This window comes from Serratia sp. OS31 (assembly GCF_014164835.1).
In the GTDB taxonomy this organism is placed as follows: domain Bacteria; phylum Pseudomonadota; class Gammaproteobacteria; order Enterobacterales; family Enterobacteriaceae; genus Serratia; species Serratia liquefaciens_A.
The window spans coordinates 1-15,633 of record NZ_JACJFQ010000008.1 but is presented as its reverse complement, the minus strand read 5'-3'; the positions used below and the strand labels follow the sequence as shown (position 1 = coordinate 15,633).

The window sequence follows — 15,633 nt, the reverse complement described above, 5'->3', positions numbered from 1 at the left end:
AAACGAGGTTTAATGAATGGCATTGCAAGGGTTGAATAACCAACGGGTGCGCAATTTTAATAAACGGGTGCTGTGCGCGCTGCTGTATCGGGAAAAGATCGCCAGTAAATCGACGCTGGCACGGCTTTCGCAGCTGTCTATTCCCGCCGTCGGCAAAATTCTCGATGAGCTGCAGGAAGAGCGCCGGGTTGAGCACGATCGGCAGAATCTGCACCGTCGCGGCTTGGGGGGCGGCAGTTACCGCATCGCCGCCTCCGGGCAACGGATCCTGTGCCTGAACGTGTCGCCCTATCTGATTGAAAGCATCGTGGTGGATGGCCTGATCACGCCGTGCAGCGCCTTCACACCGCAACCGATCGTGGCCACCACGCCGCAGGCAATGCTGCAGGAAATGGTGCAAATCTATCATCTGCACAGCCGCCAACAGGGCATGCCGCTGAAAATAGCCTTGTCGATCCACGGCCAGGTCAACCCGCTGACCGGCGTGTCGCAGCGTATGCCGCAGGCCCCGTGGGAAGGACCGGTCGAGATAAAATACCTGCTGGAAGAGCGCCTGAAGACCGAGGTTTTGTTGGATAACGACTGCGTGATGCTGGGGCTGGCGGAAAAGTGGCAAAATAACGCCAATGCGCAGGACTTCTGCGTGATTAACGTCGATTACGGCATCGGCTCGTCGTTCGTGATTAACCAGCAGATTTACCGGGGCAGCCTGTTCGGCAGCGGCCAGATTGGCCACACCATCGTCGATCCCGATGGCAGCCTGTGCTCCTGTGGCCGTTACGGCTGTCTGGAAACCATCGCCTCGCTGTCGGCACTGAAAAAAAAGGCGCGCATCCAGCTAAAGGTCGCCCCCAGACTGCCGCCCGAAGGCGAAAGGCTTAAAACCCCCACCACCGCCGAATTGATCGCCCGTTACCATCAAGGGGATGCAGCCTTGCAGGTGTTGGTGCAGCGTGCCGCCCAGGCGATTGGCCTGAGTTTGTATAACTTCCTAAATATCTTAAATATTAACCGTATTTACCTTTATGGCCGCAGCTGTGGCTTTGGTCAGGCCTGGCTGGAGACCATCGTCAGCCAGACCGGGTTCAACCCCTTCGATCGTCACGACCAGATCCAGACTCAAGCGACGCACATCGGTTTTGGTCAGCTGACGCGCGCGCAGCAGGTGATGGGAATTGGCTATCTGTATGTCGAACAGGCACTGACGGAGATGCTATGATGCCGACTTTATCCCAGCAAAAACAATACGGAGCACCATGAAACCCACCCTACGACTCTGGTCGCGCGCAGGCGTGATATGCCTGATGCTGATCCTGGCCGGTTGTTCCAGCAAAAAACCGCGCACCAGCTATGATGCTCATGCTTTTGACGATGCGATCGAAGATGCTGCGGATAAATACGATGTCGATCAAAAACTGATCGCCGCGATGATCAAGGTGGAGTCCGGCTTTAATCCGGCGGCAATCAGCCGCTCCAATGCTATCGGCCTGATGCAGTTGAAAGCCGACACCGCCGGCTGTGATGCCTACCGTTACAAAGGGAAACGCGGCTGCCCGGACGACGACGACCTGCTGGATCCGGACACCAATATTGACCTCGGTGCCGCCTACCTGGCGGTGCTGCAAAAGCAGCAGCTTAAAGGCATCGACGATCCTGTCACGCTGCGTTACGCCACCATCATCGCCTACGTCAACGGCACCGGCGCACTGCTGCGGACCTTCTCCAGCAACCGTCAGCAAGCCATCTCGATGATTAACAATCTGTCGCCGGAAGCCTTTAACTGGCACGTGCGCAAATACCATCCCGCCCCGCAGGCGCCGCGTCATTTGATGAAAGTCGAAGCGGCCTACGAGCAGCTCTGACTTTCAAAAGCAAAAAAGGAGAACCCGAGGGTTCTCCTTTTCATTTAAGCCAGTGCCTGACCGTTATGGTTTGCCGTTGCGAATCGGCTTGCGCGGCGGCTTATTGGACGGCGTACGCTGACGGGTGATGTCAGTGTGCTTGGTCAGCGCCGGACGAGTATGGCGCTGCAACCGCTTGGCTTCGCGCTGTTCGTCAATGCTTGGCGCCGGCACCAGACACTCGCGACGGCTGCCGATCAGGTGTTTCATGCCCATATCTTCCAGCGCGGTACGGATCATCGCCCAGTTGGCCGGGTCGTGGTAACGCAACAGCGCCTTGTGCAGGCGACGCTGACGATCGCCTTTCGGTATCACCACATCTTCACTCTTATAACCCACTCTGCTCAACGGGTTCTTGCCGCTGTAATACATGGTGGTGGAGTTCGCCATCGGTGACGGATAGAAGTTCTGAACCTGATCGAGACGGAAACGGTTTTTCTTCAGCCACAGCGCCAGATTCACCATATCCTCATCGCGGGTGCCCGGATGCGAGGAGATGAAATACGGGATCAGATACTGCTCTTTGCCCGCCAGCTTGGAGTAATGGTCAAACAGCTGTTTAAACCGGTCGTAGCTGCCCATGCCCGGCTTCATCATTTTCGACAGTGGGCCTTCTTCGGTGTGTTCCGGCGCAATCTTCAGGTAGCCGCCAACGTGGTGGGTAGCCAGCTCTTTGATATAACGCGGATCTTCTACCGCCAGATCGTAACGCACGCCGGAGGCGATCAGGATCTTCTTGATGCCTTCCAGCGAGCGCGCACGACGATACAGCTTGATGGTCGGTTCGTGGTTGGTGTCCATGTAGGTGCAGATTTCCGGGTACACGCACGAGGCGCGGCGGCAGGTCTGCTCAGCGCGCGGGTTGGTACAGCGCAGCATGTACATGTTGGCGGTCGGGCCGCCCAAATCGGAGATCACACCGGTAAAGCCCGGTACTTTGTCGCGAATTTCTTCGATCTCGCGAATAATTGAGTCTTCCGAACGGCTCTGGATGATGCGCCCTTCGTGCTCGGTGATCGAACAGAATGAACAGCCGCCATAGCAACCGCGCATGATGTTGACCGAGAAGCGGATCATGTCATAGGCAGGAATGGTTTCCTTGCCGTAGGACGGGTGCGGAATACGCTGGTACGGCAGGGCAAACACGCTGTCCATTTCCGGCGTGGTCAGTGGGATCGCCGGTGGGTTGATCCACACGTAACGGTCGCCGTGCGACTGCATCAGCGCACGGGCACAGCCTGGGTTGGTTTCATGGTGCAGAATGCGCGAAGTGTGGGCATACAGGACCTTGTCGGCTTTCACCTTTTCAAAAGATGGCAGCAGCACATAGGTTTTTTCCCACGGCTTGGGCTTGGCGGCGCGCACGGTGACCGGTTTAGCTTCCGGCTCCGGTTTACCGCCGTCGGCACAGGGCAGATCGTCGCCGTAAGGGTTCGGGATAGGCTCAATGCGGCCCGGCTTGTCCAGACGGGTAGAATCCACACCGGTCCAGCCCGGCAACGCGCCTTTGCGCATCACCGCCGTGTTGCGGATGTCGTGGATTTCACTGATTTTCTCGCCCGCAGCCAGGCGGTGTGCCACTTCCACCAGCGGGCGCTCGCCGTTGCCGTAAATCAGCATGTCGGCTTTGGAATCCACCAATACCGAACGGCGCACGGTATCCGACCAGTAATCGTAGTGAGCGATGCGACGCAGGCTGGCTTCAATGCCGCCCAGCACGATCGGCACGTCTTTATAGGCTTCTTTGCAACGTTGACTGTAAACCAGCGTCGCGCGATCCGGACGCTTGCCGCCCACGTTGCCGGCGGTGTAGGCATCATCGTGGCGCAGTTTGCGATCGGCGGTATAACGGTTGATCATCGAATCCATGTTACCGGCGGTGATGCCGAAGAACAGGTTCGGTTTGCCCAACCGCATGAAATCTTCTTTATTGCTCCAGTCCGGCTGCGCAATGATGCCGACGCGGAAGCCCTGCGCTTCCAACATGCGGCCGATGATCGCCATACCAAAACTCGGGTGGTCGACATAGGCGTCACCACTGATAATGATCACATCGCAGCTATCCCAGCCCAGTTGATCCATCTCTTCGCGCGACATCGGTAAAAACGGCGCGGTGCCATAACATTCGGCCCAATAAGGCTTATAGGAAAACAATTCACGATCGGGTTGGATCAGGCTGGTAGTGCTCATTCTGGTGCTCTTTCACAGGTTAATTAATCGCCGGGCGGCGATTATACGCACTAGTGACAAAAAGAGCATGGTTATTTCACCGCTGGCCACAGCATATCGGGCTTCCCTCTCGACTCCACGCGCCTGCGCGGTCATCATAGGGGATTCTGTTCGGCCCACCGGCCGACAGCGGAGGAGATCCATGAGTGAGTTTTTAGCAGTAAAACCGATTCTGGCCCTAGGCAGCGCGATCGTTGAGGTAGCGCTGACGCAGGAGCAAAAAATAGGTGGCTGCGCGTTTAATGTCGCACGGGCGCTCAGACGCCTGCAGGTCCCGGTGATCAACGGCATGCCGGTTGGCAACGGGGTATCGGCTGCGGCGGTTGAGGCCGAAATGAATCATCTGGATATGCCGGTACTGTTGCGCCATGGTCAAATGGACAATGGCCGCCGCCAGACACGGATGCACCCCAACGGTGAGTCTCTGTCGGTGGTCGAACCCGGCTGCGAAACCCAGTGGAATAAAGCCCAGTTGGGCACGTTGCCCCTGACGGAAGACACGCTGATTTACATCAGCGGCGAGCAGTTGGCCGGAGAAAGCGGTGAGGCCGTACGCGAATGGCTGACCAGATTGCCGTTCGACCAGTGGCGACTGATCGATCCCGGCCCGGGCATCGCTCAATTGGATGAAGATTTCTTTGCTATGCTCAGCGACAGCCACAGCCTGCTGACGCTGAACCGTAGCGAAACCGCAACGCTGTGCGGCGCAGGCGATACGCTCACCCTGGCCCGGGAGTTTGCCAGCGCGCACAATATCACGCTGATCTGTCGGTTGGATGGCGATGGCGTCTGGATTTGCCGTGGCGATACCCCGCCGCTCCAGGTAAAGACCTACCCGGTGGACGTCGTCGACACACAGGGTGCGGGCGACGCCCACTGCGCCGGCCTGCTGGCCGGGCTCTCCGCCGGTTGGCCGCTGCCGCGCGCGGTCGATTTGGCTAACCGCGTCGCCGCCTGCATGGTGGCCAGTCGTGGCGCAAACAGCACGCCGGACTGGCAACAGCTGCAACGGCGTTTTCCCGGCGTTTGACGCCAAATGGGCACGGTTTGCGTGCCCCTCTCCTTTTTCTAATGCGCTCGCTCGACCGGCCCAACGTATTCCTCCGGCCGGTGCTGATAGTTGAAGGTCAGCGCAAAGATGATCCCCAGCACCAAGGTATACAGCGCGAAGATCAACCAGATGCTCTGCCAATCTTTTACGCCGTCGTGGGTGAAGAAATCCACCACTTCGCCGCTGGCTATCGCCCCCAGATACGCGCCGATACCATTGACCATGGTCATGAATAACCCCTGTGCGCTGGCACGGATGCGGCTATCGGCCTCTTTCTCAACGAAGATAGCCCCGGAAATATTAAAGAAATCAAAGGCACAGCCGTAAACGATCATCGAAAGCAGCAGCAGCACAAAGCCAAAACCAACCGGGGTGCCATAGGCCAGGAACAGGAAACGCAGCGTCCAGGCCGCCATACTAATCAGCATCACCTGTTTGATGCCATATCGGCGCAGGAAGAACGGAATGGTGAGGATAAAGAACACCTCGGAGATTTGTGACAGCGACAACAGCACCGCTGGGTACCTGACGCTTATGCTGTCCTGATACAGCGGGTTGCTCGCAAAATCATGCAGGAAAGGATTGCCGAAGGTGTTGGTAACCTGCAGTGCCGCACCCAGCAGCATGGCAAACAGGAAAAACAGCGCCATACGCCGTTGGCGGAACAAAACCAACGCGTCCAGCCCCAGTACGCTGAACCAGCTTTTCGATTTTTCAACTTTGCTGGTCGGGCAATTCGGCAGCGTCAGAGAATAGCAGGCCAACAACAGTGACACGGCAGAAGCCAGATACAGCTGCATATTGCTCAGCTCAATTCGGCTAAAGCCGATTAGCCACATCGCCACAATAAAGCCCAGGGTGCCGTACACCCGCACCGGGGGAAAATCTTTCACCGTGTCGTAACCGTGCTTCTCCAGACAAAAATAGGCAATGGCGTTGGAAAGCGAAATCGTCGGCATATACACCATGGCGTTGAACAACATGACCCAGAACATCACCATCGGCTGCTCAACCTGGGCGGCGCAATACAGCGCAAGCGCACCGAACAGATGACACAGTGCATACAGGTAATTGGCGCGGATCCAGCGATCGGCAAGAATGCCTGCCAACCCCGGCATAATCAGCGCCGCGACGCCTTTGGCGCTGTACACCATGCCCACCTGCAACCCGCTGAAATGCAGGGTATTAATCATGTAAGATCCCAGCGTCACCAGCCAGGCACCCCAAATAAAAAACTGCAGAAAAACCATTACCTTCAGTCGCGTTTTTATTGCCATCACCATCACCTTATTATTTTGATTAAAACGATGATTCACGCGGCCAGGCCCCTGCACCTCGCCGCGGGGGAGCTTGCAGCGTTACAGCGTTTTGAAGAACTCACGGATCAGGCGCATAAAGTCCTCTGCCGCCAGGGCTGCGCAGCTCAGCGTTTGCTCGTGGGACAGTGGCGTATCGGACAGCCCTTCGGCGTAGTTGGTCATCGCCGAAACCACCAGGACTTTCAGCCCGCAATGGCGCGCCGAGAGCACTTCCGGCACGATAGACATGCCGACCACGTCGCACCCCAGCGTTTGCATCATGCGGATTTCTGCCGGGGTTTCGAAGTTGGGCCCGGTGTAGGCGGCAAACACCCCTTCCGCCAGAGGAATACCCACGCTCTGCGCCACCTGGGTCAATTGGCCACGCAGCTCGCTGTCATAGGCATTGGCCAGGCTGAAGAAGCGCGGGCCGAAACGCTCGTCGTTATCGCCAACCAACGGCGACTCGGGCATAAAGTTGATGTGATCGGTGAGTACCACCAGGCTGCCCGGCGGCACCGACTGGCGCAACGAACCGGCGGCGTTGGTCGCCAGCAGGAATTCGCAGCCCAACAGTTTGAAGGTGCGCACGGCGGTGGTCATCACCTGCATACCGAGCCCTTCGTAGTAATGACCACGCCCTTTCATGCACACGACAGGAACGCCTTCCAACCAACCGGCAACCAACTGACCGGCATGCCCCACCACGCTGCTGACCGGGAAGCCCGGCAGTTCGGCGTAGTCGATGGTCAGGGTGTCGGTCATCACCTCCGCCAGCGCACCCAGCCCGGAGCCCAGGATCAAAGCCGCTCGCGGTTGGAAGCCCGGTATGCGTGCGCGGACAATTTCAGCACAGGAAAAAGCATCTTCTTGATTAAACATAGTATTCTCTTCTGTGGAAGGGTGAAATAATCCCCATAGTAGAGAGCGATGCGCACCGGCGACCAATACATTATTGGCGGCTGATTTATTCCATTCACCTATAAATTGCTCGCATCAGGAGGCCATCATCAACCTAAAACAGCCACAGCAACTGCCGGATCCCAGCCGGATTAACTTCCGCCTGCTGCGCTATTTTCGCGTGGTGGCAGAAGAGATGAACTTCACCCAGGCCGCACTGCGGCTGAACATCTCCCAGCCCCCGCTCAGCAAGCACATCAAGGAGCTGGAGAGCCAGTTGGGCGTCGAGCTGTTCAAACGCACCACCCGTTCGATGGCGCTGACGCTGGCGGGCCGAACCTTGTTTCACAACGTCGAGATGCTATTGGATCAGGCGGGTAATGCACTCAATCAGGTGCAGCAATTGGGGCGTGGCGAAGCGGGACACATGGTGATTGGCATGGTCGGCACTTCGGTGTGGGGCGGGCTGATACCGGCGCTGAAGCGCTTTACCGAACAAACGGCCAACGTCACCTGGGCGTTGAACGAACTGACGCCCAGCCAGCAGATCACCGCGTTGCAAAAGCGTCATATCGATATTGGCGTCTGGCGGGAAGCCAGGGAACAGATACTGCCGGGGCTGACATGCCAGCTGCTGGCACGGGAGAACATTGCGCTGGTGCTGCCGCAGGACCACCCGCTAGCCCAGGCAGAAAGCCTGCCGCTGGCGGCGCTGCGGCATGAAAAATTCATCGTACTGCCGCCCCATGAAGCCAGTCTGGGGTTGTACCTGCATAATCTGTGTCTGCAGCAGGGCTTCAAACCGGATATCGCCTATCAGGTCAACGAACCGCAAACCCTGATGGCGCTGGTGGCCGAAGGCTATGGCATTACGCTGTTGCCGGACAGCTATGGCCGCATTCCGTGGCCCGGCGTACGTTTCTGTCCGCTGCAGCAGGCACCGTCGGCGGATCTGTACGCTATCCATCACGCCGACAGCGCGACGCCAGTGGTTCAGGCCTTTCTGGCGATGCTGCGTAGCTAAGCTATGGGCCACTCGGCAGGCCATGCTAAATAACCCTTTGTGGATTTCGGTTAGGCTACACGCTGCATTTCCGATAAGAACAAGTGCTGCTCTTCCTGACGACGTCGCACCAGGCCCGGCAGACGCTGACCGCCGGCATACATCCACAAAGGGAATTGAGCTGCGGCCTCTTGATAACGTCCGGCGTTCAGCAATACCAATAGCGTCGAAGGCGAACCAGATTTCAAATACCGCAGCCCACTCTTTACCCCAGGCTTACCCGGCCCGACATTAAACAGAAAAGAGACCAAAGCATCGAATTGCCCTTGGTTTAAAGGCACCTCAACAATCTTGTGCAACAGTATTTCGCAGTCCATAACATCGGCCTGCAACAGGGTTAATGCGGTTAATTCACTGATGGTTCTCCCCGCCCGAACATCACCGGTATGCCCGTAACCAATAGTCCAAATACCGCCACTGTCGCGGTACGATGAAAGCCGAAGCCCCTCATAACTTTTAATTAATTCCAGCCCTCGATCTGACAATATTTTACGCATATAGACTCCTTTCAATAATTAAATAAAAAGCTCCTCTCACTTGAATAATCAGGCAGTATAGGCGCCCGTCAATTACTGGCAATACCGAATCACAATAAAACACGATGAATCATCAAAAAGGACAAGTGAAATACCCACCAAAGAAAAATTGAAGAAACACAAACCAAAATCATAACTCTTTTCACCACTTTCAACTGTGGCTTGCATAATTCAATTTACTTTCCCTTTCGAACATTCACCTGATTATTTTGACGATACTCAAGACGCAGAACTCTGCGATAGGTTTATCTCGCAAATAGATAACCCACAGGAGAACAGAGAGCCGTTTTTATTATCGACATTATTTTAACATCCAATTATACAAGAGAGCTTCTTATGATAAATCCAGTTGATATTGATTTAAGTCCACAGAAGTTATTGGCATTGCATTTGGCCATTTCCTCTCATGCCTTACTGAACCAAAGTTACAGTAATTTGCTGCTGAGCCAGCAACTATTAACTTCACAGCTGATGGATCCGGGCCTGACCGTGAAAGTCAAAGCCTACCAAAACCAGTTGAGGCAGCAGGCCCATACGTTTAAACAAACCACAATGTCCGAGCTGATTGGGTTGTTTAGCAAGGCATCAAATTTTTCTACCCTCACCAACACTATCAACAGCCTTTTTTCCACAGAGGACCCACTATCGCCTCAGAAAAGTGCTGAGCAGATCGCGGCACTGGCGGAAGTAGCGCTAAGCTATCAGGTCGCAGCACAGGCAGTCGATACCCACTTTAGCGTGACCAGAGCAACCTTAGACCCTTTGATGAATAACTTTCGTGGGACGGTTGAGACTATCGAACAGGACCTCAGTGCCGAGGCTAAACAGCTGGCGCAAACTATCACTGCGCTCAATGAAGCCATTGCGAAAAATATTCAGGGCATCGTTGACGCAGGTGTCAAAGCCGGTGAAGGCGTGGTGCAACTGGGCCAGTCGATTGTCGCGACAGTGCCGCTGGGTCCGGCAAAAGACACACCTCCCGCCAAGCCTAAAGCCGCTACCGAGCAGGCCAACTATATGATTTCCGGTATTCAGGCGATCTCGGCCGGGGCTTCCGGCGCGCATCAGGCGGTGAACGATCTCAAGGCCAACTATGCCAAGCTGGCTGCGGCATACCACGCGTTGGCCAGCGCCAATGCGCTGCTCACGGTTGCAAAATCCGTTCAGGCTCAGGCTCAACTGTTTGTAGATACCTATGCGCTTACCGAGCAACGTATGACGTTATTGCCGGCCGAGTGGAATAAGGTAGCAAAAGCCTATCAGACGGCGGCGCCAATGATACGCAACATCAGTGATGCATCTGAAATAAAACAAGCCAAACAGGTTATTTCACTCAGCGCGGAACAATGGCAGCAACTTTCCAAAGTTATCGACAATGCCAAGCTTAACTACGCCGGCAATAATATCTTACCTGAAGTTTAATCACCCCCTAGTTTAATAAAGGAAAATATCATGACATCCTCAACACTTTCTATTAATGATGGTATGAATGCCCAATCGTCCCAAGCACTGCATATTCAAACCTATTGCAATAGCGTCAGACAGCAGATACCGGTTGATTTTGAACGTTTCCAGAACCTGCGGGAACATCAACGTCAAATTAACACCAGTCTGGACGTTGCAAAAGTCCATGCGAATAATTACCTGAATAACATTCAACCGTTAATTATCAGCAACGTGACCAATATTCAAAATTACTTCGAACTGCAGAAAATCATTCCGAGCGTTATCCCATCAGGGGCAACAAAAGAGGAGTGGTTAAAGATGCTGGGCGCAATCAATGACAAGGCTAAAGAGTACCAGGAAGTTTCAGCGAATACGCGCCGAACAATTGGCACCTTGAATGACAACCTTATTGTTGATTCGAATAACTACCAAATCATTGTGTTAAATCTTAATAATGTGGTCGGTGGCAATAATGGACTATTAGAACAGCTTAACCAGGATATCGGTAGAATCAATACGGCCATTGATGGTGCAATCGCAGGCATTGTACTCGGTGGCTTACTGGTTGTTGGCGGCGTATTTGTCGCAGCCGTGGGCGCGGTCGCCGGGCTGGTCACTGCCGGGACATCTACCCCGGTGGTGATTGGCGGGATCACCATGGTACTTGCCGGGGCCGCAGCCGTTACCGGTGGCGCGATTGTTCTCAGTAACTCCTTGAGTGCCCGTGAAAAACTTTATCGTGACCGCAGTCAGCTGAACAGTGAAGTGATGGTGGCGAGCCAAATCGGCTCCGGCTATCAGGGGTTACAAATTCAGGCACAAAGTGCCGTGACAGCCGCTACGCAAATGAGCAATGCATGGGATTCACTCACTACAGAGTTGGAAACACTGAGCAATAACCTGCGCACCGGCATCATTGATGACGGGTACCTCCGCGAACTGTTCCTTAAAGCATCGACAACGTCCGTTGGCAAGGTGCTGGACGGAACCACAATCATCAAACGTCAGATGGCCGGCGTGGACGTCCGCGAAGTACCAAAAGGGCAGACCATTGCCGATTTTACCAAGCGCCTGGTGGCATAACGCCCCATAACCTTAAGGGGTGGGCTGAGCCTGCCCCTCATTTGGAGAAAACCCTATGAGTGATGGAATGCTCACGCAAGTCATCAATAATTTGTCGCGCACCGGTGAGGCCATTCAAAAATTCAGTGGCTTACCCGCCAATGCTGTCAAAATCCAACATAATATCCAGAATGCCATTGGCACATTACTGCCGGATATTAAACAGATGCAGCGCGAAGTGACAACCTGGGGCCAAAAACTGGAGACGCAGCTTGATGAAAAGCTGGCAGCGCTGGAGAGTTTATCCCCCTCAGAGTTAAGCCAATTCATTCAACAAAGCGTAGGGGAAATTGCTCAAATATCCAGCCTGATCGCTAAAGTGAAGGATCACACCAGGAACACTGATGATACCCTGACTGAAAATAATATGACTCTGCAACGTATTATTATCGATTTGCAGGCGACCATCGCCGGATTGCAATCCAACTTACAGGGCAGCCAGCAGAAGCTCGACGAGCTAAACAAGAAAAAACTCTACTTTATTGCCCTGGGCATTTTAGGAATACCTGGGCTAATCGCGATGGCGGTGATGCTCAGCGATGCGCAAAGCAAAGTGAACAGCCTTGAACGGCAAATTGCATCACAGCAATCTGACATTCGTCAGCAGCAGAGCTTTGCAACGCAATCTACTGCCTTCTCTCAAGATTTGCTCGATCTGAGTAATCACATGCTGAAAATCGGCAATGCCATCGAGATTGTCAGTAATGATATTAAGAATGCGGAGAAAAACATCACTGATGGCGATGAACAACAACTGACGAAGCTGTTCTTTACCGCCGCAAAAATGAGTGTAAAAACGTTGCTGGTAGACATTTCTTAGCGCGGAAAAACCTCTGTCACCTTTTAATCTAAGAATCATCCTCCCCGACAGTGGGCAATATTTGCCAGCGCTCGGGGGGCGATGTTCCGTTCTGAGGAGGGCGTAACCAGCATGCCAATGTCCTTTTTAATCACAGATACTGCTCCATTCAACCCTATACACTCAGGATCTTGCATTCCAAAATGCGTCAACTAACTGCATTTGAAGATGTGCTCACCCTGATAAGGAACATCATGAAGAAAAGAGCCTGCTCTTTCGTATTCGCGATCTCGATCCACACAACGCCAAGACTCTTCCTACGGATTAAATGGGTAATACGTACCATCGCACTCGTGGTTTTAGCACGCCATAACTTAAACGAAACGTTGAAGTTCCGAATAACCAAAGCAGCCCACCTGTCGCCATAGTCTGAAAAAACAATCAGCACCCCTTCGTATTTTCAATGTAAAACCTAATACTATAGAGGTAATAAAAGGCCTTTAAAAAAGGAGATCGCCATCATGAATAATGAATTTATTCATGGGAAAAAACGTGAATCACTGTGTAATTCAATGTAAATTCAGCTGCAGGGTAGGAACCGAATAAAGACCAGAACACTCTAAACAAAATCTCACGACCGCACTCAGTCTATTAAAAAGGAATTGCTATGGAATTTATGTCAAAGCGGGTTAATTACTTTATCGCCGTTGCACAAGAGGGCTCAATTACCAAGGCTGCAGACCGTCTCTGCATTACTCCGTCGCCATTAAGCAAAAGAATTAAGGAGCTAGAGGAAAATTTAAAAATCACACTTTTTGAGCGTACTAACCAAGGTTTATCCTTAACCAAAGAAGGACAACACTTATATAGTGACATCATTGCCCATTATGAAGAGCTTAATCGAATCAAAGATAACCATAAAGAAAAAAGGCACATTCAGGTAGGCGTTTATGGGCCGGTTCCCCCTCACGTCAATACGGTGATTGATTACCTGTTAATAAAAAACCCCGAGTTGACCATCAACCTGGTACGGCTTACGCCGACTGAAGGGGTGAGCCGCAATGAGCTTAACCGGCTTAATCTGCTATTCAGCATAGAGCCCCTGTCGACTCCCCCTTTTTCGCAACATCTGTGTACCGAGGAACGACTGTTGTTGCTGCATCCGGTAGGGCAAAAACCTGAGCATTATCGAGAATTACCCTGGGTACAAGGCACTTACTTTTCGGAAACTTCGATATTCAAACACTGCCATGCGCAACTACAGCGACAGGGGTTTTCTCGTGAGTTAATGAACATCGATAACCTGCACCTAAGACTCAATATGATCCGTCAGGGTAAAGCCATAGCCCTGGCCCTGGAATCGATGCTGCCTATCATGAATATTGATGAAAACGAGTGCAGCACCCTGTTGTTGTCGAATGCAAGCTTAACGCATCATATCTATAGCAACGTGGCCCAATTAAATGACAGCCAACAAGTCATGGCGCATCTGGCCGTTCAGGGCACACAGCAGTGGAAAAAAATCTGCGCGCCAGCTTACATAAATTGATATATTTCTGAGCTAGCTCAGAGTGTTTTTTTACATTATGTTCAGGTACTTTTCCTGCGAACAACACCAGTTTTTATCACAATACCAACCGTAGAGCCGTCAGCAGTCCACCCCACTTCCTTTCTATAAGAAAAGCAAACGATTACCCCTAATAATCCCCTGGTATCATAAAATTTTTTACCATGCCCTTGGATTCTCAGTAACATTTTTATCTCTCACAAAATAAAAGGCCTGGATCCCGTCAAGCACAGAACCCAAGCCTGGATGGCCGATTGATTTGAGACTGCCTGATTTACGGCGTCAAACGTTATTCACGCTGAACGGGAATTACGGCAACACACGTTGTTGTTTCAGGTAATGGGCTATATGCTCCGCCAACAGGCGATGAGTATGGGTAGTAGGATGCAGCAGATCCCAAAATACGTAGGTATCTGCGTTCGAACAAGCCGCTCTAACCGGAATTGCATTGATGTAATTCAGTGACGAAGGTGCCTGGATATCCAGACACGCCATTTTGGTTTCACTGACCTGATAACGTGCCGGGTTATCAAGCATATCCGTAAACAATTCAGCCAAATCAAAAATGATCACCGGCGGTTCGGAGTAGTTACGGTTGATTCCCTCTACTACCTGTTTAATACGGGTATTGTAATCGTCGATCTGCCGTTTGATTTTTTCGCCATCCTTACGGTAAGCAAACTCCGGTGCCCGCGTAATATCCGGTAAATTAAGCACCAGCACCTTTTTCGCTCCTGCACTCACCAATCGATTAAGTGCTTTGGTTTGATTCGCGATCAGACCATCCACACCTTGATTATAAGTAACCAGATCATTCGCCCCAATCCAAACGGTAAACAGTGAGTTTTCCGGCCGATAGTTTCGGGCCTGTTTCATATAAATCAACCATGAATCCACCTGATCGAGCAAACCGGGAATGACCAGTTTTTGCTGATTGGATGCCGCTCCCCCCACAGCCCAGTTATAGACAGGCAAATGGTTCTGTTTAGCCAGGTACTCGATCCAGGTGGGGCCATTGCTGAACCGCCCTAAAAACCAACTTTTCGGGTTGGGGAAACGCCATAAGGACGCATTAAACACATTGTTCGTATCACTCAAACTATCACCAAACGCAATGATTTTATTGATACCTTCACCCTGCCCCGGTGAATCATTGTTCCAAATAGTATAATTAAACGACAGCTTATTGTTAGCTGCGGCTATCATCACTAAAGGTTGGCGTATACCCGCCCGGCTCAAGGTGTTTTCACACACCTGATTAAGTGCAGTTAGTGACTGGTCGCTGTAAAACATGTTTTTCCATGAAACGGCTAGCGATGACCACCAACTCCCCTGCAATCGATAATACGCCGCAGAATCTATATTCCTGGCCCAGAGGTAGTCTGCTCGCGGAGAGGTATTGGCCGGTTCGATGCGATAATAGCAACGAAGATAAGTGTAAGTGTCATTGCCTTTACCTAATGCGAATGGAGAGCCTTTATCAATAACCTCAGGACCACTGGCTGAAAGGTTATTATTGCCCCTGCCGTCGGGAAGAGGGGATAATTTATCAGTTGAAAAAGCGCCAGACGAGACAAGTAATAATACACACAGTAATTTTTTCATAAAAGGTTTCTCTTTTTATCGCACCAATTGATGCGATAAAAAATATGACATCGACAGAATGTCATATACAGGTCCTTTTAAGACTGCGGATAATACCATTTGGCAGTGTGTTTTTT

General features: G+C 52.4%; 13 protein-coding genes. 8 read left to right on the top strand and 5 right to left on the bottom strand.

Going from position 1 to position 15,633, the window contains the following annotated elements; all coding sequences use genetic code 11:
- The first annotated feature begins 16 nt into the window (after positions 1-16).
- Positions 17-1,219: an ROK family protein gene (locus tag H5P17_RS09130; protein ID WP_044553501.1), complete on the top strand. Its 1,203-nt coding sequence runs from the start codon at positions 17-19 to the stop codon at positions 1,217-1,219.
- A gap of 37 nt (positions 1,220-1,256) precedes the next feature.
- Positions 1,257-1,862, top strand: a complete 606-nt coding sequence (locus tag H5P17_RS09125; RefSeq protein WP_044553503.1) for a transglycosylase SLT domain-containing protein — start codon at positions 1,257-1,259, stop codon at positions 1,860-1,862.
- 63 nt (positions 1,863-1,925) lie between these two features.
- Here the strand turns inward: H5P17_RS09125 and H5P17_RS09120 are convergent, their stop codons facing one another.
- The gene (locus H5P17_RS09120) at positions 1,926-4,091 is read right to left on the bottom strand and encodes a YgiQ family radical SAM protein (protein ID WP_044553504.1); all 2,166 of its coding nucleotides are present in this window, start codon (positions 4,089-4,091) and stop codon (positions 1,926-1,928) included.
- A gap of 181 nt (positions 4,092-4,272) precedes the next feature.
- Between H5P17_RS09120 and H5P17_RS09115 the strand changes: the two genes are divergently transcribed.
- Positions 4,273-5,160 (top strand): PfkB family carbohydrate kinase, encoded by an 888-nt coding sequence (locus H5P17_RS09115; protein ID WP_182822473.1) that lies wholly within the window; start codon positions 4,273-4,275, stop codon positions 5,158-5,160.
- 38 nt (positions 5,161-5,198) lie between these two features.
- On the opposite strand, the gene H5P17_RS09110 is transcribed toward H5P17_RS09115, so the two are convergent.
- Both H5P17_RS09110 and xapA read right to left on the bottom strand, forming a co-directional pair.
- Positions 5,199-6,458, bottom strand: coding sequence for a nucleoside permease (locus H5P17_RS09110; RefSeq protein ID WP_044553895.1), 1,260 nt, complete (start codon positions 6,456-6,458; stop codon positions 5,199-5,201).
- A gap of 81 nt (positions 6,459-6,539) precedes the next feature.
- A complete protein-coding gene (xapA, locus tag H5P17_RS09105) occupies positions 6,540-7,361 on the bottom strand; it encodes a xanthosine phosphorylase (protein WP_182822471.1) in 822 nt (273 codons plus the stop codon).
- A gap of 151 nt (positions 7,362-7,512) precedes the next feature.
- On the opposite strand from xapA, the gene H5P17_RS09100 reads away from it, so the two are divergent.
- A complete protein-coding gene (locus H5P17_RS09100; RefSeq protein ID WP_044553896.1) occupies positions 7,513-8,403 on the top strand; it encodes a LysR family transcriptional regulator in 891 nt (296 codons plus the stop codon).
- Between the two features lie 50 nt (positions 8,404-8,453).
- Here the strand turns inward: H5P17_RS09100 and H5P17_RS09095 are convergent, their stop codons facing one another.
- Positions 8,454-8,939 carry a lysozyme gene (locus H5P17_RS09095; protein ID WP_044553508.1) on the bottom strand — a complete coding sequence of 162 codons (486 nt, stop codon included), beginning with the start codon at positions 8,937-8,939 and terminating at the stop codon, positions 8,454-8,456.
- A gap of 375 nt (positions 8,940-9,314) precedes the next feature.
- On the opposite strand from H5P17_RS09095, the gene H5P17_RS09090 reads away from it, so the two are divergent.
- The 4 genes from H5P17_RS09090 to H5P17_RS09075 all read left to right on the top strand — a co-directional run bounded on the left by H5P17_RS09090 (position 9,315) and on the right by H5P17_RS09075 (position 13,894).
- A complete protein-coding gene (locus H5P17_RS09090; RefSeq protein ID WP_044553510.1) occupies positions 9,315-10,400 on the top strand; it encodes an HBL/NHE enterotoxin family protein in 1,086 nt (361 codons plus the stop codon).
- 30 nt (positions 10,401-10,430) lie between these two features.
- Positions 10,431-11,507 carry an HBL/NHE enterotoxin family protein gene (locus H5P17_RS09085; protein WP_044553512.1) on the top strand — a complete coding sequence of 359 codons (1,077 nt, stop codon included), beginning with the start codon at positions 10,431-10,433 and terminating at the stop codon, positions 11,505-11,507.
- A gap of 55 nt (positions 11,508-11,562) precedes the next feature.
- Positions 11,563-12,366 (top strand): hypothetical protein, encoded by an 804-nt coding sequence (locus tag H5P17_RS09080; RefSeq protein ID WP_182822469.1) that lies wholly within the window; start codon positions 11,563-11,565, stop codon positions 12,364-12,366.
- Positions 12,367-13,012: 646 nt separating this feature from the next.
- Positions 13,013-13,894, top strand: coding sequence for a LysR family transcriptional regulator (locus H5P17_RS09075; protein ID WP_048823994.1), 882 nt, complete (start codon positions 13,013-13,015; stop codon positions 13,892-13,894).
- A gap of 327 nt (positions 13,895-14,221) precedes the next feature.
- Here H5P17_RS09075 and H5P17_RS09070 read toward each other — a convergent pair whose 3' ends face one another.
- Positions 14,222-15,517 carry an SGNH/GDSL hydrolase family protein gene (locus tag H5P17_RS09070; RefSeq protein ID WP_182822467.1) on the bottom strand — a complete coding sequence of 432 codons (1,296 nt, stop codon included), beginning with the start codon at positions 15,515-15,517 and terminating at the stop codon, positions 14,222-14,224.
- Positions 15,518-15,633: the final 116 nt, after the last annotated feature.

Excerpts from the sequence above, each read along its gene's own strand:
- xapA (WP_182822471.1), bottom strand. The coding sequence starts at position 7,361 with ATGTTTAATCAAGAAGATGCTTTTTCCTGTGCTGAAATTGTCCGCGCA.
- H5P17_RS09080 (WP_182822469.1), top strand. The coding sequence starts at position 11,563 with ATGAGTGATGGAATGCTCACGCAAGTCATCAATAATTTGTCGCGCACC.
- H5P17_RS09120 (WP_044553504.1), bottom strand. The coding sequence starts at position 4,091 with ATGAGCACTACCAGCCTGATCCAACCCGATCGTGAATTGTTTTCCTAT.
- H5P17_RS09095 (WP_044553508.1), bottom strand. The coding sequence starts at position 8,939 with ATGCGTAAAATATTGTCAGATCGAGGGCTGGAATTAATTAAAAGTTAT.
- H5P17_RS09125 (WP_044553503.1), top strand. The coding sequence starts at position 1,257 with ATGAAACCCACCCTACGACTCTGGTCGCGCGCAGGCGTGATATGCCTG.
- H5P17_RS09090 (WP_044553510.1), top strand. The coding sequence starts at position 9,315 with ATGATAAATCCAGTTGATATTGATTTAAGTCCACAGAAGTTATTGGCA.
- H5P17_RS09130 (WP_044553501.1), top strand. The coding sequence starts at position 17 with ATGGCATTGCAAGGGTTGAATAACCAACGGGTGCGCAATTTTAATAAA.
- H5P17_RS09070 (WP_182822467.1), bottom strand. The coding sequence starts at position 15,517 with ATGAAAAAATTACTGTGTGTATTATTACTTGTCTCGTCTGGCGCTTTT.
- H5P17_RS09085 (WP_044553512.1), top strand. The coding sequence starts at position 10,431 with ATGACATCCTCAACACTTTCTATTAATGATGGTATGAATGCCCAATCG.
- H5P17_RS09075 (WP_048823994.1), top strand. The coding sequence starts at position 13,013 with ATGGAATTTATGTCAAAGCGGGTTAATTACTTTATCGCCGTTGCACAA.
- H5P17_RS09115 (WP_182822473.1), top strand. The coding sequence starts at position 4,273 with ATGAGTGAGTTTTTAGCAGTAAAACCGATTCTGGCCCTAGGCAGCGCG.
- H5P17_RS09110 (WP_044553895.1), bottom strand. The coding sequence starts at position 6,458 with ATGGCAATAAAAACGCGACTGAAGGTAATGGTTTTTCTGCAGTTTTTT.